The sequence below is a fragment of the Pseudonocardia sp. ZF1 genome, from assembly GCF_056835605.1.
Genome location: NZ_JAJNBY010000001.1, coordinates 5405511 through 5427061, shown reverse-complemented (window position 1 = coordinate 5427061; position 21551 = coordinate 5405511). Strand labels below are relative to the sequence as shown.

27 protein-coding genes are annotated in these 21551 nt (G+C 75.2%); 12 read left to right on the top strand and 15 right to left on the bottom strand.

Translation table 11 applies throughout. The annotated features are described in order from the left end of the window. Positions 1 to 70: 70 nt before the first annotated feature. The 3 genes from ZF1_RS26105 to ZF1_RS26095 form a co-directional block, all read right to left on the bottom strand. Positions 71 to 616 carry a L,D-transpeptidase gene (locus ZF1_RS26105; protein ID WP_062398619.1) on the bottom strand — a complete coding sequence of 182 codons (546 nt, stop codon included), beginning with the start codon at positions 614 to 616 and terminating at the stop codon, positions 71 to 73. A gap of 317 nt (positions 617 to 933) precedes the next feature. Further along, the gene (locus ZF1_RS26100; RefSeq protein ID WP_346102120.1) at positions 934 to 1260 is read right to left on the bottom strand and encodes a putative quinol monooxygenase; all 327 of its coding nucleotides are present in this window, start codon (positions 1258 to 1260) and stop codon (positions 934 to 936) included. A 105-nt stretch (positions 1261 to 1365) separates the two neighbouring features. Next, on the bottom strand, positions 1366 to 2412 hold the full coding sequence (locus ZF1_RS26095; protein WP_392567373.1) for an NAD(P)-dependent alcohol dehydrogenase: 1047 nt from the start codon (positions 2410 to 2412) through the stop codon (positions 1366 to 1368). A 229-nt stretch (positions 2413 to 2641) separates the two neighbouring features. On the opposite strand from ZF1_RS26095, the gene ZF1_RS26090 reads away from it, so the two are divergent. The 7 genes from ZF1_RS26090 (at position 2642) to ZF1_RS26060 (ending at position 7019) form a co-directional block, all read left to right on the top strand. Further along, entirely contained in the window at positions 2642 to 3730 is a 1089-nt protein-coding gene (locus ZF1_RS26090; RefSeq protein ID WP_357437157.1) for a hypothetical protein, read from the top strand. A 17-nt stretch (positions 3731 to 3747) separates the two neighbouring features. Beyond that, positions 3748 to 4275, top strand: a complete 528-nt coding sequence (locus ZF1_RS26085; RefSeq protein ID WP_482638555.1) for a PadR family transcriptional regulator — start codon at positions 3748 to 3750, stop codon at positions 4273 to 4275. Between the two features lie 56 nt (positions 4276 to 4331). Next, positions 4332 to 4781, top strand: coding sequence for a DUF1707 SHOCT-like domain-containing protein (locus tag ZF1_RS26080; RefSeq protein WP_357437152.1), 450 nt, complete (start codon positions 4332 to 4334; stop codon positions 4779 to 4781). Beyond that, positions 4768 to 5175, top strand: a complete 408-nt coding sequence (locus tag ZF1_RS26075) for a hypothetical protein (protein WP_253068037.1) — start codon at positions 4768 to 4770, stop codon at positions 5173 to 5175. The genes ZF1_RS26080 and ZF1_RS26075 overlap by 14 nt, the downstream gene beginning before the upstream one ends. A 31-nt stretch (positions 5176 to 5206) precedes the next feature. After that, positions 5207 to 5839 carry a class I SAM-dependent DNA methyltransferase gene (locus ZF1_RS26070; RefSeq protein WP_357437150.1) on the top strand — a complete coding sequence of 211 codons (633 nt, stop codon included), beginning with the start codon at positions 5207 to 5209 and terminating at the stop codon, positions 5837 to 5839. Between the two features lie 14 nt (positions 5840 to 5853). Then, the gene (locus tag ZF1_RS26065; RefSeq protein ID WP_482638554.1) at positions 5854 to 6237 is read left to right on the top strand and encodes a hypothetical protein; all 384 of its coding nucleotides are present in this window, start codon (positions 5854 to 5856) and stop codon (positions 6235 to 6237) included. Positions 6238 to 6614: 377 nt separating this feature from the next. Next, positions 6615 to 7019, top strand: a complete 405-nt coding sequence (locus ZF1_RS26060) for a transglycosylase family protein (RefSeq protein WP_357437148.1) — start codon at positions 6615 to 6617, stop codon at positions 7017 to 7019. Positions 7020 to 7075: 56 nt separating this feature from the next. On the opposite strand, the gene ZF1_RS26055 is transcribed toward ZF1_RS26060, so the two are convergent. The 4 genes from ZF1_RS26055 to ZF1_RS26040 form a co-directional block, all read right to left on the bottom strand. Beyond that, a complete protein-coding gene (locus ZF1_RS26055; protein WP_357437146.1) occupies positions 7076 to 8227 on the bottom strand; it encodes an acyl-CoA dehydrogenase family protein in 1152 nt (383 codons plus the stop codon). Further along, positions 8224 to 9234, bottom strand: a complete 1011-nt coding sequence (locus ZF1_RS26050; RefSeq protein ID WP_357437143.1) for a TIGR03617 family F420-dependent LLM class oxidoreductase — start codon at positions 9232 to 9234, stop codon at positions 8224 to 8226. Before ZF1_RS26050 ends, ZF1_RS26055 begins: the two co-directional genes overlap by 4 nt. Position 9235: 1 nt before the next feature. Continuing rightward, entirely contained in the window at positions 9236 to 10123 is an 888-nt protein-coding gene (locus tag ZF1_RS26045; RefSeq protein WP_357437141.1) for an alpha/beta fold hydrolase, read from the bottom strand. Between the two features lie 65 nt (positions 10124 to 10188). After that, positions 10189 to 10659, bottom strand: a complete 471-nt coding sequence (locus ZF1_RS26040; RefSeq protein ID WP_357437139.1) for a MarR family winged helix-turn-helix transcriptional regulator — start codon at positions 10657 to 10659, stop codon at positions 10189 to 10191. Between the two features lie 57 nt (positions 10660 to 10716). Here ZF1_RS26040 and ZF1_RS26035 point away from each other — a divergent pair, with 57 nt between their 5' ends. After that, positions 10717 to 11568: an alpha/beta fold hydrolase gene (locus ZF1_RS26035; RefSeq protein WP_476653052.1), complete on the top strand. Its 852-nt coding sequence runs from the start codon at positions 10717 to 10719 to the stop codon at positions 11566 to 11568. Here the strand turns inward: ZF1_RS26035 and ZF1_RS26030 are convergent. After that, on the bottom strand, positions 11558 to 12166 hold the full coding sequence (locus tag ZF1_RS26030) for a class I SAM-dependent methyltransferase (protein WP_482638553.1): 609 nt from the start codon (positions 12164 to 12166) through the stop codon (positions 11558 to 11560). The genes ZF1_RS26035 and ZF1_RS26030 overlap by 11 nt on opposite strands. Positions 12167 to 12186: 20 nt before the next feature. On the opposite strand from ZF1_RS26030, the gene ZF1_RS26025 reads away from it, so the two are divergent. After that, positions 12187 to 12900 (top strand): alpha/beta fold hydrolase, encoded by a 714-nt coding sequence (locus ZF1_RS26025; protein WP_357437133.1) that lies wholly within the window; start codon positions 12187 to 12189, stop codon positions 12898 to 12900. On the opposite strand, the gene ZF1_RS26020 is transcribed toward ZF1_RS26025, so the two are convergent. From ZF1_RS26020 to ZF1_RS26010, 3 genes are all read right to left on the bottom strand, one after another. After that, entirely contained in the window at positions 12901 to 13818 is a 918-nt protein-coding gene (locus tag ZF1_RS26020; protein WP_405421083.1) for an alpha/beta hydrolase, read from the bottom strand. It abuts the gene before it with no gap. Between the two features lie 211 nt (positions 13819 to 14029). After that, on the bottom strand, positions 14030 to 16126 hold the full coding sequence (locus tag ZF1_RS26015) for a chorismate-binding protein (protein ID WP_357437127.1): 2097 nt from the start codon (positions 16124 to 16126) through the stop codon (positions 14030 to 14032). Between the two features lie 58 nt (positions 16127 to 16184). Continuing rightward, positions 16185 to 16835 (bottom strand): nuclease-related domain-containing protein, encoded by a 651-nt coding sequence (locus ZF1_RS26010; protein ID WP_482638552.1) that lies wholly within the window; start codon positions 16833 to 16835, stop codon positions 16185 to 16187. 73 nt (positions 16836 to 16908) lie between these two features. Here ZF1_RS26010 and ZF1_RS26005 point away from each other — a divergent pair, with 73 nt between their 5' ends. Continuing rightward, the gene (locus ZF1_RS26005) at positions 16909 to 17409 is read left to right on the top strand and encodes a DnaJ family domain-containing protein (protein ID WP_482638551.1); all 501 of its coding nucleotides are present in this window, start codon (positions 16909 to 16911) and stop codon (positions 17407 to 17409) included. Between the two features lie 55 nt (positions 17410 to 17464). Here ZF1_RS26005 and ZF1_RS26000 read toward each other — a convergent pair whose 3' ends face one another. From ZF1_RS26000 to ZF1_RS25985, 4 genes are read right to left on the bottom strand one after another with little or no spacing between them, the layout of a single operon-like run. Further along, positions 17465 to 17953 carry an SRPBCC family protein gene (locus ZF1_RS26000; RefSeq protein WP_482638550.1) on the bottom strand — a complete coding sequence of 163 codons (489 nt, stop codon included), beginning with the start codon at positions 17951 to 17953 and terminating at the stop codon, positions 17465 to 17467. Then, complete coding sequence (locus ZF1_RS25995; protein ID WP_482638549.1) at positions 17943 to 18269, bottom strand: ArsR/SmtB family transcription factor; 327 nt, start codon at positions 18267 to 18269, stop codon at positions 17943 to 17945. Before ZF1_RS25995 ends, ZF1_RS26000 begins: the two co-directional genes overlap by 11 nt. A gap of 8 nt (positions 18270 to 18277) precedes the next feature. Further along, a complete protein-coding gene (locus ZF1_RS25990) occupies positions 18278 to 18796 on the bottom strand; it encodes a hypothetical protein (RefSeq protein WP_482638548.1) in 519 nt (172 codons plus the stop codon). Continuing rightward, a complete protein-coding gene (locus ZF1_RS25985; protein ID WP_482638547.1) occupies positions 18793 to 19359 on the bottom strand; it encodes a DUF1707 SHOCT-like domain-containing protein in 567 nt (188 codons plus the stop codon). Before ZF1_RS25985 ends, ZF1_RS25990 begins: the two co-directional genes overlap by 4 nt. Positions 19360 to 19527: 168 nt before the next feature. Between ZF1_RS25985 and ZF1_RS25980 the strand changes: the two genes are divergently transcribed. Continuing rightward, entirely contained in the window at positions 19528 to 20886 is a 1359-nt protein-coding gene (locus ZF1_RS25980; protein WP_482638546.1) for a sensor histidine kinase, read from the top strand. Then, entirely contained in the window at positions 20883 to 21551 is a 669-nt protein-coding gene (locus ZF1_RS25975; RefSeq protein WP_482638545.1) for a response regulator transcription factor, read from the top strand. The genes ZF1_RS25980 and ZF1_RS25975 overlap by 4 nt, the downstream gene beginning before the upstream one ends.

Sequence of the window (21551 nt, the reverse complement as noted above, 5' to 3'; positions counted from 1 at the left end):
TGTGTCGCCGGACGACCATCTCCGCGTTACGCCGGATGCCCGAGCACTCCCCGATGCGGTGACTCCGCGCTCACTGCCCCTGACGGGCCGCGGTCTCCTCGGAGGCCTTCACGACCTGCACCTGGTCGCCGATCTGCAGGTAGTCGAAGTACGCCTTGGCCTCGTCCGGCGGGACGTGGATGCAGCCGGCCGAGGAGCGGTTCGGGTCGCCGCTGTGGAAGGCGATGCCGCCGTCGTTGAAGAACACCGACCAGGGCATCGGGGCCGGGTCGCCGTTCGGCAGCCGCGACTCCTCGCTCTTGTGGGTCGCGTCCTTGCGGTAGACGCGCAGGGAGTGGCCGACCGGGGTCTCCTGGCCGTTGCCGCCGGAGGAGATGCCGATCGGGCCACGGATGACCTTGCCGTCCTGGATGAGCCAGGACTTCTGCGAGTCCAGGTCGACGCAGGCCTTGGCGGTGATCGAGCACGGGGTGCCCGGGACGAGCGGCTGTGCGCGGGCCTGCTCGGCGGCGGGGGATCCGGCCAGTGCCGTCCCGGCGACGGCGACACCCGCGATGGTGGCCAGTCCGAGGCCCAGTGCGACGAGGCGGCGGGGCCGCTGCCGGACGGTGTCCATGGGGTGCTCCTGTTCGTCCGCGTCGCTCGGGGAGGCGACGCCACGTGATCGTTCCGTCACCGTGGGAGACGCGCGGGGAGCGCCCGGGGTTGCGTGACGAAAAGCTCTGCCGTGCGCGGCCAGTCTGCACCCCGGCGTCGACCGGCCGGGACGCGGTGCGCTCCCGTCCCGATCACCCGGAAGGACCGTCTCGGTTCCGATGTCCGGTCCGCCCGACTCCGTCGGTCCGGCGCAGCCGGGGCACCTGCTCGCGGCACCGGTGGACGCGACGATGCCGGCGCCCCGTGGGGTCGCCGGCATCGTCGGGAGGGAGGGGGTCAGTGCGGGGTGACCTCGCCCATCTCGACCCAGGCGTCCTTGCCGTCCTCGCTCTGGAAGTTGACGAGCGGCTTCTCCGGCACGACCGAGCCCATGAAGTCGAAGAACTTCTGCGCGTGGTCGGTCTTGACGTGCGCGTCGCCGGCCGCGCTGTCCTTGAAGACCTCCACGATCACGAACTCGTTCTGCTTCTCGTAGTTCTCGTGGTAGTCGAAGGAGATGTTGCCCGGCTCGGAGTTCACGTCCTTCTTGTACTGCGAGATGCCGGACAGCCACTCCTCGCGCTTGTCCGGGCGGATCTGGGCCTTGAGCACGATGAGGATCACGTGAGCCTCCGGTTCACTTCTGGTCGGCAACGTCGCCGGGATCTTTCCACGGATCGCCGCATCGCGGGCGTCTCGAAGTGCGACGCCGCGGGCTTGACGACCCCCTCAGCCGAAGGTCGCGGTGTCGATCACGAAGCGGTAGCGCACGTCGCCCCGCACGACCCGCTCCCAGGCCTCGTCGACCTGGTCGCAGGAGATCGTCTCGATGTCGGCGCCGAGGCCGTGCTCGGCGCAGAAGTCCAGCATCTCCTGGGTCTCGCGGATGCCACCGATCTTCGAGCCGGACAGGCTCTTGCGGCCTGCGACCAGTGAGAACCCGTGGTAGGACAGCTTCTCCTCGGGCACGCCGACGTTGACCATCGAGCCGTCGAGCTTCAGCAGCCCGAGGTAGTCGTCGACCGGGATCACCGCGGCCACGGTGTTGACGATCAGGTCGAAGGATCCGGCCAGCTCGGTGAAGGTGGACTCGTCCTCGGTCGCGTAGTAGTGCGCTGCTCCGAGTCGCTTGCCGTCCTGCTCCTTGGACAGCGTGCGGGAGAGCACCGTGACCTCGGCGCCCATCGCCGCGGCGATCTTCACGCCCATGTGGCCGAGACCGCCCATGCCGACGATCGCCACCTTCTTCCCGGGGCCCGCGCCCCAGTGGTGGAGCGGGGAGTAGAGCGTGATGCCGGCACAGAGCAGCGGCGCGGCGACGTCGAGCTCGACGCCGTCCGGGATGCGCAGCACGTAGTTCTCGTCGACGACGATCTGCGTGGAGTAGCCGCCGTAGGTGGGCTCGCCGTCGTACTCCTTCGCGTTGTAGGTCTGCACCTCGCCCTCGAGGCAGTACTGCTCCTCGCCGGCCCTGCAGTTCTCGCACTCGCGGCAGGAGTCGACGAAGCAGCCGACGCCGACGGTGTCGCCCACGGCGTAGCGGGTCACGTCGTCGCCGACCGCGGAGACGACGCCGGCGATCTCGTGGCCGGGGACCATCGGGTAGATGCCCTCGCCCCACTCGTCGCGGGCCTGGTGGATGTCGGAGTGGCAGATCCCGGCGTACCGGATGTCGATGACGACGTCGTGCGGCTTCGGGTCGCGACGGGTCACGGTCCCGCGCTCGAACGGCTTGTTCGGGCCGGCGGTGGTCATGGCGGGCACGGTCGTGGGCACGTTTCCTCCTGGTCGGCGTCGCGTGTGGACGTCGCGTCTGGGGTGGCCGGGCTCCGGCGCCGCGGCGGGGACGGGCGGCCGTCGTGCAGCCGCATCGCCATGTGGCTACCCGTTGATGGTTGTGCACAATGCATCGGCGGGCTGTGGTTCACGTCTCCCACCCGCGGAGGAGCGCAGGATCCGTCGGAGGAGGGATCCGCGACCGCGCCACCGTCCCTACCGTCGTGTCATGACCGGGACGAGGGGGGCCGCCGCGGTGCGGCGGGAGGACGGGGCCGTGGTCACGACGGCCGTGCGGCCGTGGTGGAACCGGGTGGGCTGGGTGCTGCACGCGCTGCTGCGGTTCGTCCTGATCATGGTCATGCAGGCCTACGTGTGGTCGAAGCTCAACCTGACCCAGATGGGCCGGGCCGACTACTCCGACGCGCTGGCCATGACCGGCGAGAAGAGCCCGATGGGCCTGCTGTGGGGGCTCATGGCCTACTCCCCGGTGATCCAGTTCCTCGCCGGGTTCGCCGAGCTCGTCGTCGTGCTGCTGCTGGTGTTCCGGCGCACGGCGTGGATCGGCGGCCTGCTCGGCACCGTCGCGCTCGGCACCGTCTTCCTGCTGAACATGACCTACGACGTGCCGGTCAAGCAGATCGCCCTCGCCCTGACGGTCGGGTTCGCGCTCGTCGCGGCCCCGGAGCTGCCGCGGGTGGTCCGGTTCCTGGCCGGGCGTCCGACGGCGGCGACCGAGGGGTCCCCGCGGCTGCTGCCGTGGCCGAGGGTCCGCCGGGTCACCCGGTGGCTCGTCCCGGTGCTCGGGCTGGCCCTGGTCGCCGCGCAGGGTGTGCTGTTCCAGCAGTTCCAGCCCGCCCTCCAGCGGGGTGACCTCGCGCTCGCCGGGGTGTACCGGGTGGTGGAGGACCCGACGGCCCCGGCCGCGCGGCTCGCCGACGACCGGCGCTGGCAGCACGTGGCCGTCGGGCAGTGGACCTACGTCGGGCCGTCGATCCCGCTCCCCGGCTACCCGCAGTCCGGGTCCGCCGGGATCGCGATCCGGCTCGCCGACAGCACGTTCGTCCGCGGGACGTGGCGGCCCGTGGGGGACCGGACGATCCGGGTCGAGTGGAACCCGCCGCAGTCCGGGGCCGCCCCGATGTTCGAGCCCGCCGTCCGGACGGTCGAACTCACCTGGGTGGTCCGGCCCGACGGCCGGGTGGAACTGGCCGGGGACGGGCAGCGGCTCGTGCTGGAGAGCGATCCGGAGCGGCGCTTCCTCTACGACCGCGGCTTCTCCTGGGCGGAGGGCAACGGGGCGGCCGTCAACCGGTGAGGCCCTACGCTGGCCCGATGCTTCCACGGCTCGGGCTCGCCGAGTGGGTCGTCCTGGCCGTGGCCGGTGAGCGCCCGGTGCACGGCTTCGCCGTCGCCGCGCTCACCGCCGCCGACGGCGAGCTGGGCCGGGTGTGGCAGATCCCGCGCCCGGTCGTCTACCGGGCCATCGGCAGGCTGGTCGACGCCGGCCTGATCACCGCCGAGGCCGTCGAGACGAAGGGCGGCCCGCCCCGCACCCTCTACGCCGCGACCACCACCGGCCGCGGCCACGTCGACGCCTGGCTGAACACCCCCGTCCCGCACGTGCGGGACCTGCGCTCGGAGTTCCTGCTGAAGCTGGCGGTGCTGCACCGGCACGGCCGGGATGCGACCGCGCTGGTCGACGCCCAGCGTCGCGAGCTGGCCCCGATCGTCGCGGCGCTGCGGGCCGAGCAGGACCGGGCCGGACGGGCGGGGGACGGCGCCGACGAGTTCGACCGGATGCTGGCCGCCTGGCGGCGCACCTCGGCGGAGGCGGCGCTGGCCTTCCTCGACGAGCTCTGACTTGTGCCCCCGGCACGGATAGCGGATAGTATCGGTATCCGATCAGGAGGGTGGTCATGTTGGACGTACGCATCGGTGACGCCGAGCGGGAGCGCGCACTGGAGCGGCTCGGCAGGCACGTGGGGGACGGGCGGCTCGACCTCGCCGAGTTCTCGACCCGCAGCGAGCAGGTGACCGCGGCGCGCACGGCGTCGGAGCTCGCCGCGGTCGAGGCGGACCTGCCCCGGCTGCCGCGACCCGCCGACCCGGAGCGTGAGCGTCGGGTCCGCCGGACCGTCCTGGCTGCGACCTGGGGGCCGTGGGCGCTGACTGCGGTGGTCGTCCTGACGGTCTGGGCCGCCGTCGCGCTCGGCGGGGGCGGGGGCTACTTCTGGCCGATCTGGGTCATCGGGCCGTGGGGTGCGGTGCTCGCGCTCGGCACGCTCACCGGTCGCTCGGTCGCCGGTCCGTGCGGGCGGGCGAGAACCGGCGCGGAACGGGTACACCGGGTACATGCCCCGTCGTGACCTGACCTGGATCCCCCGCCTGCTGGGCGCCGCCACCGCCGCCTACGGTGCGGCCGTCGCCGCGAAGCCGGACGTGCTGCTGTCGCCGACGAAGCTGTCCGGCGGCGGCCGGACCCCGTCCGCGGGGACCACGCTGCTCGCGCGGGCGGTCGGCGGGCGGGACCTCGCGTCCGGCCTGGCCATGGCGCTGGCTCCGGCCGGCACCCCGCTCAAGGCCGCCGTCGCGGTGCGGGTCGGCGCCGACATCGTCGACCTCGTGGTGCTGGGCTCGCAGCTCCCCGACCGCGACGCCCGGGAGAAGGCGACCATGGTCGCCGCCGGCTGGGGCGCGCTGTGCGCGCTCTCGCTGCTCGCCGCCGACCCGCCGCGCCGGGGGTTGCTCGGGCGCGCATGACAGCCCGCGGGCCGTCCACCATGATCGGGCGATGGCCACGAGCACCGGGGGCGACCCCCACCTGGAACGCGCCTACTCGCTGAGCGGCCCGGCCGACGCCCGGGCCCTCTACGACGAGTGGGCCCCCACCTACGACGCCGACCTCACCGGCGAGGCCCAGGGCTACGTCGCGCCCGCGGTCACCGCAGACGCCGTCGTCGCGGCCGCGGGCCCCGGCGGGGAGATCCTCGACGCCGGTTGCGGCACGGGGCTGGTCGGCGTCGCGCTCCGCGAGCGCGGCGCGACCACCGTCGACGGGATCGACCTGTCGGCCGGGATGCTGGAGCGGGCCGGCGCCACCGGCGCCTACCGGGACCTGCGCGAGGCCGACCTCACCGCCGCGCTGGAGCTGCCCGACGACTCCTACGACGTCGTCGTCTGCGTCGGGACGCTCACCCACGCCCATGTCGGGCCCTCGGCGCTGGCGGAGTTCACGCGGGTCGTGCGGCCGGGCGGCTACCTGGTCGCGACCGTCCTCGACGACGTCTGGGAGTCCGGGGGCTACCGTGCCGAGGTCGACCGGCTCGCCGCCGCCGACGTGTTCGAGGCCGTCTCGATCGAGGTCGCGCCCTACCGGTCCGGGCAGCAGGTCGACTGCCGCCTCCTGGTGCTGCGGGTGCGGTAGGTGAGGATGGGCCCATGAGCGACGACCGCGGCCCGGTGACCGGGCGCCGGATCCTGACCGTGCTGCTGGTGCTCGCCGCCGCGGTGCACGTCCGGCTCGCGTTCGGCGCCGTGGGACCGGTCCTGGCCGGGCTGGACGGGCTCGTCGCCGCGGCCGCCGTCGTGTCGCTGCTCCTGCTGCTGCGCCGGGCCGACGGCCCGGCGCTGCTCGCCTGTGCCGTCGCCGGCGGGCTCGGTGTCGCGCTGTTCCTCGTGCCCGGGCTCCTCGCCGTCGCGCAGGGGGTGAACTGGACCGCCTGGCTCGACGCGTGGGCGTTCGGCGCTCTGCTGCTCGACGCGATGGTCGTGCGGATCGCGGTGTTCACCCTGCGCCGGGCCGAGGGCGCGCCGCGCCGCTGATGCCGGTGGAACATCTCCGGATCGAAAGCATCGGCCTGATTCCTGTCTGTTCCGTGATCGTGAAAATGCGCTCCTGAGCTGGGACGACGTACCCGACCGTTATCTCCGTGTGATACGTCACCGGTCGCCCGCTTGACCTGATCTCGGCCGGTCGGCGACCTTCGTGGTCGCTCCGGTCCACACGGCCGGGGCACGCACCGAAGCGCCGGAACCGCCACGCCACCACGGCCCCGTCCCGCGGTCCCCGGCCAGTCGACCTGCACGGACCGAGACGGGGCCGCGGGCCGCGAGTCCCCTCGCGACGACACCGGCACAGCGCTCCCCGCGCGACCGGCCCGCCCGGAAAGCCGTGGGTCCGGACCTCAGGTGATCACACAATGAGCAGCACGCGTATGTCCATCCGTGGGCGTTTCGTCGGAACTCTCGTCGCCGGTGTCCTGGCGTTCGGCGCTCCGCTCGCCCTCGCCGGGCCCGCGACGGCCGCCCCCGAGACCTCCGCCGCGGTCGCCCCCGCCGCCGTCGCGGTCCCCACGCAGTCCGTCGCGACCTCGACGTGGGACAAGCTCGCCCAGTGCGAGTCCAGCGGGAACTGGAACACCAACACCGGTAACGGCTTCTCCGGCGGCCTGCAGTTCACGCCGTCCACCTGGAAGGCCTTCGGCGGGTCGGGCAAGGCGCACAACGCCAGCAAGTCCGAGCAGATCCGCGTCGCCGAGAACGTCCTGGACGCCCAGGGCTGGAAGGCGTGGCCGGCCTGCTCCAAGAAGCTGGGCCTGCGGTAGTACGCGGCACGTACGGCGGCCGGTGACCCGGGCGGGTCACCGGCCGCCGTCGTGTGTCAGTAGCTGCGGGGCAGCCCGAGCACGTGCTCGGCGACGTGGTTGAGCACCATCTCCTGCGGCAGCGGTGTCAGGCGCATCAGGCGGGCCTCGGTGAAGTAGCGGCTCACGTCGTACTCGGTGGCGTAGCCGAATCCGCCGAGGGTCTGCACCGCCCGGTCCGCGGCGAAGAACGCGGCCTCGGCGGCCAGGAACTTCGCGGTGTTGGCCTGCTCGCCGCACGGTTCGCCCGCATCGTAGCGGGCCGCGGCATCGGCGATCACCAGCGACGCCGCCCGGAGCCGCATGTGCGCCTCGGCCAGCGGGAACGCGATGCCCTGGTTCTGCCCGATCGGCCGCCCGAACACGGTGCGCTCCTTCGCGTAGGCGACGGCGGCGGCCAGCGCGGCCCGCCCGGTGCCCAGCGCCTCGGCGGCGATCAGGATCCGTTCCGGGTTGAGCCCGTCGAGGATCAGCCGGAAGCCGCGGCCCTCCTCGCCGACCAGGTCGGCGGCGTCGACGGGCAGGTCGTCGTAGACGACCTCGCAGGACACCACCGCGTTGCGGCCCAGCTTGTCGATCGGGGTGATCGTGACCTCGGGGCGCTGCAGGTCGGCGAGCAGCAGCGACAGCCCGCCGGTCCGCGTCGCCACCTCCGCGCGCGGGGTGGTGCGCACCAGCAGCAGGACCTTGTCGCAGAACGGCGCTTTCGACGTCCACACCTTGCGCCCGCGGACCAGGTACCGGTCGCCGTCGCGGCGGGCGGTCGTGGTGATCGCGGTGGTGTCGAGTCCCGCGTCGGGCTCGGTGACACCGAACGCGACCTGCAGCGACCCGTCGGCGACCCGGGGCAGGTAGCGCCGCCGCATCTCCTCCGAGCCGTGCCGGACGACCGGGTTCATCCCGAAGACCGACAGGTGGATCGCCGACGCCCCGTTCATCGCCGCCCCGGACGCGGCGACCTCCTCCATCACCGCGGCGGCCTCGGAGATCCCGGCACCCCCGCCGCCGTAGGCCTCGGGGATGGCTACGCCGATCCAGCCGCCGGCGGCCATCGCGTCGTGGAACTCCTGCGGGAACCGGTGCTCGCGGTCGCAGGTGCGCCAGTACTCCGACCCGAAGCGGGAGCAGACCGCGCGGACCCCCTCCCGGATCTCCGGATGCGTGCTCACGCCGCGCGCAGCCGGGTGACGACGTCGAGCACCAGGGTGGGGTCGGGGTCGTAGGGGGTGTTGAGCGAGACCCGGTCGACGAGGCCGCGGTAGCGGTCCGCGATCCCGGACGCCACCTCGGCCGGGTCGCCCGCGACGGCGAACAGCGCCAGCAGGTCGTCGTCGACCAGGCCGGTCATCTCGTCCCAGGCCTGCCGGCGCGACAGTCCGTTGAGCTCGTCGGCGAGCGCGCCGCGGCCGTGGTGCTCCAGCACCGGCCGGTACGGCGGGGTGGAGGCGTAGAAGGCGATCTGGCGTCGCACCCCGGCCTCGGCGACGGCCCGGGCCTCGGCGTCGGCGCCCAGGACCGCGAAGACCGGCAGGCACACGTCGAAGCCGGCGAGGTCGTCGCGGCCGCGTCCGCGGCGCAGCGCGGGCAGCGTCACCTCCGCCAGGTACGACGGTGAGGTCAGCGAGTGCGCCAGCAGGCCGTCGGTGACCCGGCCCGCGACCTCGGTCATCCGCTCGCCGACCGCGGCCAGCATCACCGGCGGGATCCCGTGCGGGTTCGGCCCCGGTGAGAAGAACTCGGTCATCAGGGTGTGGGAGTAGAACTCGCCGCGGTGATGCAGCCGGTCCCCGGTGGCCCAGGCGTCGAAGATCGCCCGCAGGGCGGAGACGAAGTCCTCCATCCGGGCCGCGGGGCGGCTCCACGGCATCCCGAACCGGCGCTCGATGTGCGGGCGGACCTGCGAGCCGAGCCCCAGGTCGAAGCGGCCGCCGGAGAGCAGCTGCACGTCGTTGGCCTGGTAGGCCAGCGTCATCGGGTTGCGGGCGAAGGCGACCGCGATCGCCGACTGCAGCCGGATCCGGCTGGTCGCCCGGGCGGCCAGCGCCAGCGACACGAACGCGTCGTGCGAGGTCTCGGGGACCGACAGGGCGTCGTAGCCCTCGGCCTCCGCGGCGACGGCCGCCGCCTCGGTCTCGAGCGGGGAGGCGGAGAAGCCGCCGGTGGTGTCGACGCGCACCTCAGGCCCCCCGCTGCTCGGGGACGACACGGTCGAGCCAGGACAGCAGGTCCGCGACGATCTCCTCGCGGTTGGTCTCGTTGAACACCTCGTGCCGGGCACCCGGCCAGATCTTCAGCGTGACGTCGTGCAGCCCGGCCTCGGCGTAGCGCTCGGTCAGCGGCCGCACCAGGGCCAGCCCGGCGTTGACCGGGTCCTCGTCCCCGACGACGACGTACACCGGCAGTCCGCCCGCGATCCGCTTCAGCGTGGCGGCCTCGCCGAGCGGCCGGGCGGCGGCGAACATCGCCTGCGTGCCGGGCAGGTCGAGGCCGAAGCCGCAGCGGGCGTCGGCGACGTAGGCGTCGACCTGAGCGGGGTCGCGGCTGAGCCACTCGAAACCGGTGCGCTGCTCGAACGGCGCATTGAACGACGACAGGTCCAGCGGCGCGGACAGGTCCAGGCCCTGCTCCATCAGGTCGAGCAACGCGGTGCCGGACAGCACGACCGCGTCCGGCGGCGGCGCGTCGGCGACGAGGAACTGCTGCACGGCGAACGAGCCCATGCTGTGACCGAGCAGCACCAGCGGGGCGCCCGGATGCTCGGCGCGGGCGTGCGCGGACAGCAGCCCGATGTCGCCGACCAGCTGCTCCCAGCCGTCGTCGCCGAGGACGCCGAACTTCTCGGGCCCGCCCGCGGTGGCGCCGTGACCGCGGTGGTCCTGGGCGTAGACGGCGAAGCCGCGGGCGGTCAGCGCGTCGGCGAGGGCGACGTAGCGCAGGGCGTGCTCGCCCATGCCGTGGGTGATCTGGACGATCCCGCGCACCGGGTCGCCCGCGGCGGCGGGGAGCCAGCGGTAGGCGGTGACGGCGGCGCCGTCGCGGCCGGAGAAGGTGAACGTGTCGGACATGCGTGGGCACCGCCAGTGGTGGGGGGTCGATCTCGGTCGGATCGTGCGCCACCGGGCCGAGGGGGTCAATGCCCGGGTTCGATCTCCGGTTCGATCTCGGTCAGGTCGGCGACCATCGCGGCGAGTACCCGCAGCGTCGCGTCGACGTCGGCGGGGTCGAGGTGTCCGGCGACCGCGCGCAGCCGCGCGTGCTCCCGTCCGACGACCTCGTCGATCACCGCGCGCCCGGCCGGCGTCGGCACGATCAGGGGGGACCGCCGGTGCCGCGGGTTGTCCGCCCGCTCGACGAGCCCGGCGGCCAGCGCGTCGTCGACCATCCGCTGCACGAACTGCCGGCTGAGCGACTGCGACCGCCCGATCCCGGGCACGGTCATCGGGCCGTGCCGCCGGAGCTGGTCGAGCACCGCGCGCACGCCCGCCGAGACCCGGTTGTCCGGCGCGGACTCCTCGACCTCGCGCAGCACCCGCCGGTAGAGGGGGCCCACGAGTACGTAGACCTCGGCCAGCTTCTCGGCGGTGTCGTCGATGCCGGGCACCCTCCGAGTATGACACCTGGGTTGTCACGATGCCCAAATAATGACACCTTGGTTGTCATGACGCTTGCCCTCGCCCAGGTCACCGTCCCGACGTTCCTGCCCGTGGAGGACGGCCGGATCGCCTACCGCGACACCGGCCCGCACCCGGACGGGCGCCCGCCGCTGGTGTTGCTGCACGGGGGCGCCGTCGACGGACGGATGTGGTCGCGTCAGATCGGGCCGCTGTCCGCCCGGCACCGGGTCGTGGTGCCGGACGCCCGCGGGCACGGCGCGTCGTCGACGCCCGGCCCGCAGGGCTACCGGCCGCACGCCGACCTCGCCGCGCTGCTGGAGCACCTCGACGCCGGGCCGGTCGCGCTCGTCGGGCTGTCGATGGGGGCGCGGGTCGCGTTCGACACCGCGCTGGAACGCCCGGACCTCGTCGACCGGGTCGTGCTGTGCGGCGCCGGCGCGGGCGAGCCGGTGTGGACCGACCCGTGGACGGTCGACACCATGGCGCGCTGGGAGCAGGCGCGCCTGGACCTCGACGCCGAGCGCTGGGTCCGGGTGTTCCTGGAGTTCGTGCCCGGCCCGTTCCGCACGGAGGCCGACGTGGACCCGGCCGTCCTCGCCGAGATCCGGCTGATGGCGGTCGACCTGCTGTCCCACCACCTGCCCGCGGACCCGGCCGCGCCCCCGGGCCCGATCGGCTTCCTCGACGACGCCGTCGAGCGCGCCGGCGCGTTCCCGGTGCCGCTGCTCGGTCTCGTCGGCGCCCTCGATTCCGACGACCACCGGCGGATCGTCGCCGACGCGGTCGCCGCCGTCCCGGACGGCCGCTCCGGCGAGATCGGTGGGACCGCGCACTACCCGAACATGGAGCGTCCGCGGGAGTTCGAGCGGGCGGTGCTGGACTTCGTCAGCCGGTAGGGGTGCGGGCCCACACCGCGTACAGCGGATCCCCGGGTCCGCCGCAGTCACGGGCCACCGGGGTGTCGAACGCGCCGCTGCGCCGGAAGTACTCCCCGACGATCGCGACCCGCGTCCTGTCGTCGGAGGCGAGCCACCCGCGGACCGCCTTGGTCGGGAAGCAGCGGTTCGAGAACGTGGTGGCGAACACCCCGCCCGGCACCAGCACCCGTCCCACCTCGGCGAACACCGCGACCGGGTCGGTCAGGTAGTCGACCGAGACGGTGCAGACGCAGGCGTCGAACGCGGCGTCGGCGAAGGGGAGCACCGGGTCGGCGTTGAGGTCGTGGCGGACGGCCTCGTGGGCCATCTCGTTGGCGGCGAGCTCGGCCCGGTTCATGCCCAGCACGGTCAGGTGCTCCGGGCGGTGCGGCAGGTGCGACACCCACGACGACATCAGGTCCAGCACCCGGCCGGTGGTGCCGATCTCGTCGTAGAACGCCGACGCGGCGGCGATGGCGCCCTCGTCGATGTGCTGGACGAAGCGCGGGGGCAGGTAGAACTCGCGGTCGTCGGCCGGGTCGGCGCGGTCGAAGAAGCCGTCGGGGAAATCGTTCATCGTCGTGGGAGTCTGCCGTCATGACGACGTTCGTGCTGGTCCACGGCGCCTGGGGCGGCGCCCACTCCTTCCACCTGGTGCGCCCGCTGCTGCGCGCGGCCGGCCACGACGTGGTGACGCCCGCGCTCACCGGCATCGGGGAGCGCTCGCACCTGGCCGGGCCGTGGATCGACCTGTCCGTCCACGTGCGCGACGTGGTCGCCGCCGTGCTCTACGAGGACCTGCGCGACATCGTGCTGCTCGGGTTCTCCTACGGCGGCATGGTCGTCACCGGGGCGCTCGACGAGATCGGCGACCGGGTCCGTGAGCTGGTCTACCTCGACGCGTTCGTCCCCGACGACGGCGAGTCCGCCCTCGACCTGGCACCCGCCCTCGCCGGTGCGGTGCCCGCGCCGGGCTCGGCGGGGCTGGGGTCGTCGTGGCTGGTCCCGGGCCCGGAGCGGCACTACGACGACCCGGCCGAGGCCGCGTGGTCGGCGCCGCGGCGCTCCCCGCAGCCGGTCCGCACGCTCACCGAGCCGGTGCGGCTGTCCCGGCCGCTGGAGCAGTGGCCGTGCGGCCGGACGTTCGTGCGGGCCACCCGGGAGGACGTCGCGGGCGGGGCGTTCACCGCGGCCGCCGACCGCGCCCGGACCTCCGACGCCTGGCGCTACGCCGAGATCGACACCCACCACCTGGTGCCGCAGAACCGGCCCCGCGAGCTGGCCGCGCTGCTGCTGGACCTGGCCGGGTGATCAGCTGCCGAGCGCGCCGCGCAGCCAGGCGACCGAGCGCCCGGTGAAGTCGTCGGCGATCGCGACGCCCTTGCCCCAGCCGTCGAAGCCGTGCGGGGCGCCGGGGACGACGTCGAGCTCGACGGGCACCCCGGCCTCGCGCAGCCGCTGCGCGTAGGTGATGTCCTCGTCGTGGAACAGGTCGACGTCGCCGACGCCGATCCACGCGGGCGGCAGCCCGGACAGGTCGGCGCGACGGGCGGGCACCGCGTACGGGGCGGGCTCGCCGGTCCCGGGCGGGCGCCCCAGGTAGGCGCGCCAGCCGACCTCGTTGTTGCGGTTGTTCCACACCCGGTGCGGGGGCCGGTCGAGCTCGCGACGGGCGGCGGTGCGGTCGTCGAGCATCGGGTAGACCAGCCACTGCGCGACCGGCTGCGGTCCGCCCTCGTCGTGCAGGCGCTGGACCAGCGCGGCGGCCAGGCAGCCCCCGGCGCTCGCCCCGCCGACGGCGATCCGCGCCGGGTCGACCTCCAGCCGGCCGGCGGCGTCCCGCAGCCAGGTCCAGCCGGCGTGGCAGTCGTCGAGCGCGGCGGGGAACGGGTCACCGGGCGCGAGCCGGTAGTCCACCGAGACGACGACGATCCCCAGGTCCGCGGCGAGCTCGCCGCACCGCACGTCGTCGATCATGGGGGAGCCCAGGACGAGGCCGCCGCCGTGGAACCACAGCAGCGCCGCGGGGGTCGTGCGGTGGTCGGGGACGTGCACGCGCAGCAGCGGCGGGCCCGGGTGGGTGGTGGACCGGACCCCGTCGACGGTGGCGGGCCTGCCGCGCCGGGACAGCCGCTGCAGCAGGCGCAGCAGCCGGGGGCGGTGCAGCGGGATCGGTGGGACCCACCGCAGGGGGCGACGCAGCTCGGCGGCGATCCGGTCGGTGCTCACGACCCGATCCTGCCGGTGCGGGCCGGCCTCGCACACCTCGAGGACCTCGCACCGTCTGCAGGGGCTGCGAGGTGCGAGGTCCGTGCGGTCCGTACCGGACGGGGCGGTGCCGGTCGCGCCGCCGGTCGCGGTGCCGCTGGCCCGGTGCCGGGTGGGGACCGCGGGGCGGCACCGGCGGTCGTCAGGGGCGGTGTGGTGGCGCGACGCCCGGTCAGCGCGACAGCGCCGCGGCGAGGCGTCGGGTCAGCGGGTCCGGGGCGGCCCACGTGGCGACGGTCTGGTCGTCGTCCTCGACCCGGTGCACCCACTGCACCCCGCGCAGCGCGTTGACCAGCAGGAACCCGTCGGCCCCGGTGAGCGCGGCCAGGGGCAGCGGGGCGATCCGCACGGCGCCGGGGCCCAGCAGGTCGAGCAGCGCGCGGCGGCCGGTGCCGGGCAGGATGCGGCCGTCGAGCGGGGGGACCCACAGCCGCCCCCGGTGCACGGCGGCGACGGCGGAACGCGTCGTCTCCAGCACCAGGCCCGCCGGGTCGCACAGCAGCGGCGAACCGTCCCCGACCCCGGCCTCGTGGGCGTCGAGCCAGCGGCGGTCGACGAACTTGTGGGACTCGCCGTCGGTGCCGCGGCGGACGACGGCGACCACCCCGCCCTGTGCGTCGAGCGGGACCGGTCCGGGCCAGAGGACCGCGCGCACGGTGACCCGCGACGGGTCGTCCGGTGTCGCCTCGACCCGGACCCGGTGGTGCCCGGCCGCCCCCGCGACGGCCGTGGCGACCTCGGCCTCGACCCGCGCGTCGAGGGGGCGGCCGGTGACCGCGAGGTAGGAGCGGCGCAGCCGGGCGGCGTGCTCGCCGACCCGGCGGGCCCGGCCGTCGACGCAGGCCAGCGTCTCGAACAGGCCCGCGGCCCGGTCGGCGGGCCGGGCGACGGGCGGCCGGACCGGCCGGGGCGGGCCGTCCAGCGCGGCCAGGACCGGGGCGGCCTTGGTCAGGACCTCGCCGAACTCCTCCGCCGGGTCGGAGTCGACGGTGATGCCCCCGCCGACGCCGAGCCGGCCGCTGCGGCTGCCGTCGGGCCCGGCGGGGCCGAGGTCGAGGGTGCGGATCGCGACGTTCAGCTCCAGTCCGGCCAGCGGGCTCACCCCGCCGACGGCGCCGGTGAACAGCCCGCGGTCGCCGTCCTCGCAGTCGGCGATCACCTCGCAGGCCCGGATCTTCGGCGCGCCGGTGACCGAGCCCGGCGGGAACGTGGCGATGAGCAGGTCGGCGTCGGTGACGTCGTCGCGCAGCGTCGCGTGCACCCGCGACACCAGGTGCCACACCCCCGGATGCGGTTCGACGGCGAGCAGCCGCCCCGGCCGCACCCCGCCGGGCCGTGCCACCCGGGCCAGGTCGTTGCGCATCAGGTCGACGATCATCACGTTCTCGGCCGCGTCCTTCACCGAGGCGCCGAGCCGCGCGCGTTCGGCGTCGTCGGCGTCGCCACCGGTGCGCGGCCGGGTGCCCTTGATCGGCGCGGTGGTGACCCGGTCCCCGGCACGGTGCAGGAACAGCTCCGGGCTCGCGCCCACCGCGGCCCGCTCCGGCGTCACGACGAGCGCGGCGCGGGCCGGTGCGACCGGCTCGACCAGCCGGGCCCACGCCTCGTGCGGGTCGCCGTCGAGCCGCACCTCCAGCCGGGTCGCGATGTTGGCCTGGAAGATCTCGCCGCGGCGGATCTCGGTGACGCACCGCTCGACCGCGGCCAGGTGCGCGTCGCGGTCGGGCCACCGGGTGACCGCGATCCGGGCCGTCCGGTCCGGCGCCGGGCGGGCGAGGTCGGCGCACAGCTGCGTGTACCGGCGCTCGGCCGAGCCGGTGTCGGGGTGCACCGCACCGGGGTGGTCCGGCAGGCCCGGCAGCGGGGCTCCGCCGGCGACCAGCGCCTCGAACCACCAGCGCTCGCCGTCGTGCCGCAGCACGTCGCGGTACCAGGACAGCACCGCCGTCGGCCGCACACCGGGCGGGGCATGGTCCAGGAGCCCGAACCAGCCGCCTCCGACGGCCCCGGCGGTCCCGGCGCCCGGGCTCGCCGCCGGGCCCGCGGACCGTGGCGGCGCGTCCAGCACGGCGAACGGGTCGGCCCCGTCCGGTGCGGTGAGCACCGGCTCGGTGGCGACCAGTGCCCCCCACGACCAGCTCCCGCCGAAGGCGACCAGCCACGGCCGGTGGGCGAGCCGGCGCACCGCCGCCGCCACCCCGGACGGTGCGACACCGTCCGGGACCGGGACACGGTGCAGCCCGGTCCGGGCCGGGGCGGTCGAGGTCACCGGGAGAGCATGCTGATCCGGCCCTGCGCGGGGAAGGCACCGTGACCCGGCGCACGCCTCACCCCCAGCTCTCCGGGCGCCGGGCGACGGCGTGGATCCGCTCCACCTCCCGAGGGCCGAGCACCGGGGTCAGCCCGCGCAGGGCGTACACCAGCGCGCCCTCGGTGGCGACCACGACGTCGTCGGGCCAGCGGCGCACCCGGAGCGGGGCCCCGACCAGCGCGATCACCGGGCGGACCGGCGTCGACGCGGCGGCCCCGAGCCGGGGGAGCAGCAGCTCGCGGACCCGCTGCGCCTCGGCCCGGGCCCGCGGCACCGCGTCCGTGGCCGTCCCCGCGACGACCAGCCGATCGCCGTCGAGGAGCAGGGAGCGGCCGCGGTGGTGGCGGGTGTCGACGACGCAGATGCCGGGCGGCCCGATCAGGACGTGGTCGAGGTCGGCGGCGCCGCCGTCGAGCGGGACCGAGTGCAGGACCTGCCATGCCGGGGGCCTGCCGAGCAGCCGGTCCCGGCGGGTCCGCCCGGTGAGCGCGGTCAGCAGGTGCGCGGTGCGCTGCTCGCCGTCGGCGCCGAGGCGCCAGTTGCGGTCGGGGAACCCCGCCCTCCGCTGCTGCGCGGCGACGTGCCCCACCCGCCGGCCGGGGTAGTGGCGCGCCAGGTCCAGTGCCCGGGAACGGTCGGTGGTGGGGGTCGCGGGTGTCGTCGTCATGGCGCGGAGTGTGCACCCGACCACCGACAGGAAACGGCGCTCGCCGGTAACCTCGCGACGGGGTGGTGCAGCCATGAACGGTGTGGACCCGCGGTTCGAGTCACCGGTCGACCGGACGATCCGGGAGGCCGTCGAGCGGGGCGACTTCGACGACCTGCCCGGCAAGGGCAAGCCGTTGCCCGGGGCGGGACGGATCGGCCCGGTCGACGAGAACTGGTGGATCCGCGGCTACCTGGAGCGGGAGGGCGTCCCGGGCGACGCGATGCTGCCGCCGTCGATCCAGCTGCGCAAGGAGCTGGACCGGATCGACGAGACCGTCACCCGCTTCGTCGACGAGCGCCGCGTGCGTGAGCACGTCGAGGAGGTCAACTCCCGGGTCGTCGACCACATGCGCCACCCGATGGGCCCGCGCGTGCCGATCCGCAGGCTCGACGCCGACGAGGTCGTCGCGCGCTGGCACACGGCCCGGGAGCGGCGGCGGGCCGCCGCCCGGCCCGCCGCGCCGCCGCCCGCCGGCGCGGAGACCGCGCCGGGGTCCCGCCGTGGCTGGTGGGCACGCCTGTTCGGCCGCTGAGAGCCGTCGGGCCCCTCGCCCCGGAGATCACGGCGCGACAGGTCCGCGCGCGGACTCACCGGGCGGGCGTCGCCGGTGTCCGTGGCGCGAAGTGACCGGGGGAGGCCAGCGGCCGGTCGGTCTCCAGCAGTGTCTTGAGCGCGGACAGGATCGCGGGCCAGCCCTCGCCCACGTCGCGGGCGTCCTGCGCGCCCTGCTCGTCGTCGGTGAAACCGGTGTGGACGACCTGCAGCTTCACCGCCTCCTCGCCGAACGGGGAGAGCGTGAACTCGACGACGGTCGGCGGCCGTCCCGCGGCCCGTTCGGCGTGGCCGGTGAAGGTGTAGGACAACCGGTGCGGCGGCTCGACGGCGAGGATCTCGCCGATGAAGTCGTCGCGGTCGGGGTGGACCGCCTCCAGCGGGCTGCCCACCCGCCAGTCCGAGGTCAGCTCCGCGCCGCCCCAGTACTGCATGGTGAACTCCGGCGTGATCAGCGCCCGGAACACCTGCTCGGCGGTGCTGCGGATGTAGGTCGTGTAGACGAACCTGCGCTCACTGCTCATCGTGCTCCTCCAGTGCCGCGCGCAGGGCGGTGACCGCCTGCACCCGGCTGCGCTCGAACTTCCCGATCCACCGGTCGTGGATCTCCTGGATGGGGACCGGGTCGAGGTGGTGGAGCTTCTCCCGGCCGCGACGCAGCGTGGTCACCAGCCCGGCGGACTCCAGCTGAGCGAGGTGCTTGGAGACGGCCTGCCGGCTCATGTCCAGCCCCTCGCACAGCGCGCCGAGCGTCGACTCGCCCTGCTCGTGCAACCGGTCGAGGATGCGCCGCCGCGTCGGGTCCGCGAGTGCGCGGAAGACGGCGTCCAGGTCGGTCACGCCGCCAATTATGCAACCATTCGGTTGCCTGTCAACCGCCGGGACAGCCGTCCGCCGGGCTTCTCCACCGACAGCACCGTCGCGCCCAGCAGCATCACCTGGTGCAGCACCGACGCCGCGACCAGCAGCGGCAGGACCGACCGGTCCCCGGCCGCGGCGGCGTCGACCCACCCGGTGGTGAGCGCGACCGACGAGACGATCACCACCAGCGCCAGTACGGTCTTCGCGACGACCCAGCGGTACCGGAACAGCCCCCACGCCGTTCCGAGGCCGAGGGCCGCCCCGCTGAGGACGGTGCCGACGGCGAGGAACGGGATCGTCCCGTTCCCCACGGTGCCCATCACCGCGACGGCGAACCCGGCGTCGGTGCCCTGCAGCAGCACCGCCACGGGCAGCACCAGCAGCACCAGCGACGCGCCGGTCCAGGCCACCGCGAGCAGCACGTGCACCGTCCGCAGCGCGGCCCGCGGTCGCCGGGCGAGCCGCCGCGGTGCGGTCCGTCCGGCCCGCTCGGCCACGGCGGTCACCGCAGCTCCTCGGGCAGCTCCTCGTCCGGCGACGCCTCGCGCTCGGCCCGCCGGGAGTGCACGAACAGGATCAGGCCCAGCCAGAACGCCGGCCCGATCGGGACGAACAGCGGCGCCGGGCCGAGCACCGCGCCCAGGACCAGCAGGAGCAGCACGGCGACGGTCGCCCCGGCGTGGATCCTCAGGTTGCGCTGGGCGCGGGGGGTGAGCGGACCGCGCCGGGGGCGACGCGGCTGCGGCGGGCGGGGCAGCCCGGCGAGCAGCGGGACGAGCTCGTCGCGGGTGCGGGCGGCGTAGGCGGCGGCCTGCCGCTCGTCGGACTCGGCGAGGGTCAGGCGCCCCTCGGCGGCGGCCGTCCGCAGCCGGGCGGTGACGTGCTCGCGCTCGGCGTCCGAGGCGAGCACGGCGTCGGACCGGGGCGGGAGACCGCCCGCGGTCGTCGCCGTGGGCGCGGTCGCGGCCGGTACCGCGTCGGCCGGGGGCGGGGTGACGGGGGACGGTGCGGCCGGTGCCGGGGCGGTGGCCGGTCCGGGTGCGGGACGGGTGTCCGGAGTCGCTGTCATGACGGCCAGCGTCGCGGTGCCGGGGGGTCGCGCGCGTCCGTCCGCGGTCGCCGATCCCGCTGCCGCCCCCGGGGAAGGAGCGGCCGCCCGTGTACTCCCGCGGGTGTACGGCACCGGTCACCGTCCGGACGACGACCGCTGTCGGTGCCCCGGTCTACGGTGTCCCGCGTGCCCGCCGACCGACGTCCGAGGTGGGGCGGGATCGCGCGGATCCTCGTCCCTGCGCTGGTCGTCGGCCTGTTCACCATGGGCGGGACGGCGTTCTACGCCGTCCGCAGCGCGCAGTACCCGGACCCGGACGCGACGGCACTCCCGCTCGACGGGCTCGCCGTCGCACTGCTCGCGGTGGGGCCGGTCGCGCTGCTGTTCCGGCACCTGAACCGGGTCGTGGCGCTCGCGGTGTGCGCAGCCGCGGTCGTCGTCTACCTGGGCCTGGGGTACCCGCCGATCGGGCCGCTCGGGTTCGCGTTCGCCGTGGCGCTGGTGTCGGCGGTCGCCGCCGGGCGCCACCACCGCGCGCTCGCGGTGGTGGCCGTCGCGCCGGCCGTGCTGACCGGGTGGCTGCTCGTGACCGGGCGGCCGATCCCGTGGCCGGCGACCGCGCCGGTCCTGGCCTGGCTGGCGGCGCTCGTCGCGGGCGGCGCCCTCTGGCGGGTCCGGCGCGAGCGCACGGCGCAGGCCCGGCGGGCCGCCGAGGCCGAGCGTCGGCGCAGCGCCGACGCCGAGCGGCTGCGCATCGCCCAGGAGCTGCACGACGTGCTGGGCCACCACGTCTCCCTGATCAACGTGCAGGCCGGGGTCGCGCTCTACCTGATGGACGACGACCCGGAGCAGGCCCGCACCGCGCTCACCGAGATCAAGCGGGCCAGCCGCGACCTGCTGCGCGAGATGCGCTCCACCCTCGGCGTGCTGCGTGGGGTCGACGAGCAGGCCCCGCGTGCGCCCACCCCCGGCCTGGACCGGCTCGACGCGCTGCTCGACGAGGTGCGCGCCGCGGGGCTGCCGGTGCGCCGCGGCGCCGAGGGGACCCCGCGACCGCTGCCGACCGGGGTCGACCTGGCGGCGTATCGGATCGTGCAGGAGTCGCTGACCAACACGCGTCGGCACGCCGGGGCCGGTGGCGCGATGGTCACCCTGCGGTTCGGCGACGACGCGCTGGACCTGACCGTCGACGACGACGGTGCCGGCCCGGCGCCCGGCGCGGTGGACGGCACGGGGCTGACCGGCATGCGCGAGCGTGCGCGCTCGGTCGGCGGGACCCTGGAGGCGGGGCCGGGCCCGGAGCGGGGCTTCCGGGTGCGCGCCCACCTGCCCGCGCCGCCGGCCGACCCCGCCGCCGCGGACCCCGCTGCCCCGGACCCCGCTGCCCAGGGCTCCGCCGCCCCGGGCTCCGCCCCGGCCGGGCGTTCCCCCGCGGAACCCGCTCCGGCCGACCCGACCGGACGGGCCGGGGCCGCCGGGGCGACCGACCGCCCCGGGCGGGCCCACGTCCCCGACCGCCCCGCGACCCCGGGAGCCGACAGGTGATCCGCGTCCTGCTCGCCGACGACCAGGCGCTCGTCCGCTCCGGGTTCCGCGCCCTGCTCGGCTCCCAGCCCGACCTGGACGTGGTCGCCGAGGCCGCCGACGGCGCACAGGCCGTCACCGCGGCCCGCGAGCACCACCCGGACGTCGTCCTCATGGACATCCGCATGCCCGGCACCGACGGCATCACCGCGACCCGGGAGATCACCGACGACCCGGAGCTCGCCGGCACCCGGGTGGTCGTCCTGACCACCTTCACCGACGACTCCTACGTCTTCGACGCGATCCGTGGCGGCGCCAGCGGATTCCTGGTCAAGGACTCCGAACCGGCCGACCTCATCCACGCCATCCGGGTCGTCCACGGCGGGGAGGCCCTGCTCGCCCCGGCGGTCACCCGCACCCTGATCGCCGAGTTCGCGGCGCGCTCCCGGGGCGGCCCCGACGGCGCGGTCCGGCTCGGCGAGCTCACCGACCGCGAGCGGGAGGTCCTCGCGGAGGTCGCGGCCGGGCTGTCCAACGACGAGATCGCCGCCCGCCTGCACATGAGCCCGACGACGGCGAAGACCCACGTCAGCCGCACGATGACCAAGCTCGGCGCCCGGGACCGCGCGCAGCTGGTCGTGCTGGCCTACGAGTCGGGCCTGGTCCGCCCCGGCTGGAGCGGCTGA

What these genes read in the sequence shown, in the direction of transcription:
- ZF1_RS26005 (WP_482638551.1), top strand. Translation starts at nt 16,909, where the DNA reads ATGAACGGTGTGGACCCGCGGTTCGAGTCACCGGTCGACCGGACGATC.
- ZF1_RS26030 (WP_482638553.1), bottom strand. Translation starts at nt 12,166, where the DNA reads ATGAACGATTTCCCCGACGGCTTCTTCGACCGCGCCGACCCGGCCGAC.
- ZF1_RS26010 (WP_482638552.1), bottom strand. Translation starts at nt 16,835, where the DNA reads ATGACGACGACACCCGCGACCCCCACCACCGACCGTTCCCGGGCACTG.
- ZF1_RS26070 (WP_357437150.1), top strand. Translation starts at nt 5,207, where the DNA reads ATGGCCACGAGCACCGGGGGCGACCCCCACCTGGAACGCGCCTACTCG.
- ZF1_RS26060 (WP_357437148.1), top strand. Translation starts at nt 6,615, where the DNA reads ATGAGCAGCACGCGTATGTCCATCCGTGGGCGTTTCGTCGGAACTCTC.
- ZF1_RS26035 (WP_476653052.1), top strand. Translation starts at nt 10,717, where the DNA reads ATGACGCTTGCCCTCGCCCAGGTCACCGTCCCGACGTTCCTGCCCGTG.
- ZF1_RS26045 (WP_357437141.1), bottom strand. Translation starts at nt 10,123, where the DNA reads ATGTCCGACACGTTCACCTTCTCCGGCCGCGACGGCGCCGCCGTCACC.
- ZF1_RS25985 (WP_482638547.1), bottom strand. Translation starts at nt 19,359, where the DNA reads ATGACAGCGACTCCGGACACCCGTCCCGCACCCGGACCGGCCACCGCC.
- ZF1_RS26085 (WP_482638555.1), top strand. Translation starts at nt 3,748, where the DNA reads ATGCTTCCACGGCTCGGGCTCGCCGAGTGGGTCGTCCTGGCCGTGGCC.
- ZF1_RS26090 (WP_357437157.1), top strand. Translation starts at nt 2,642, where the DNA reads ATGACCGGGACGAGGGGGGCCGCCGCGGTGCGGCGGGAGGACGGGGCC.
- ZF1_RS26105 (WP_062398619.1), bottom strand. Translation starts at nt 616, where the DNA reads ATGGACACCGTCCGGCAGCGGCCCCGCCGCCTCGTCGCACTGGGCCTC.
- ZF1_RS26065 (WP_482638554.1), top strand. Translation starts at nt 5,854, where the DNA reads ATGAGCGACGACCGCGGCCCGGTGACCGGGCGCCGGATCCTGACCGTG.
- ZF1_RS26000 (WP_482638550.1), bottom strand. Translation starts at nt 17,953, where the DNA reads ATGAGCAGTGAGCGCAGGTTCGTCTACACGACCTACATCCGCAGCACC.
- ZF1_RS26075 (WP_253068037.1), top strand. Translation starts at nt 4,768, where the DNA reads ATGCCCCGTCGTGACCTGACCTGGATCCCCCGCCTGCTGGGCGCCGCC.
- ZF1_RS26080 (WP_357437152.1), top strand. Translation starts at nt 4,332, where the DNA reads ATGTTGGACGTACGCATCGGTGACGCCGAGCGGGAGCGCGCACTGGAG.
- ZF1_RS26025 (WP_357437133.1), top strand. Translation starts at nt 12,187, where the DNA reads ATGACGACGTTCGTGCTGGTCCACGGCGCCTGGGGCGGCGCCCACTCC.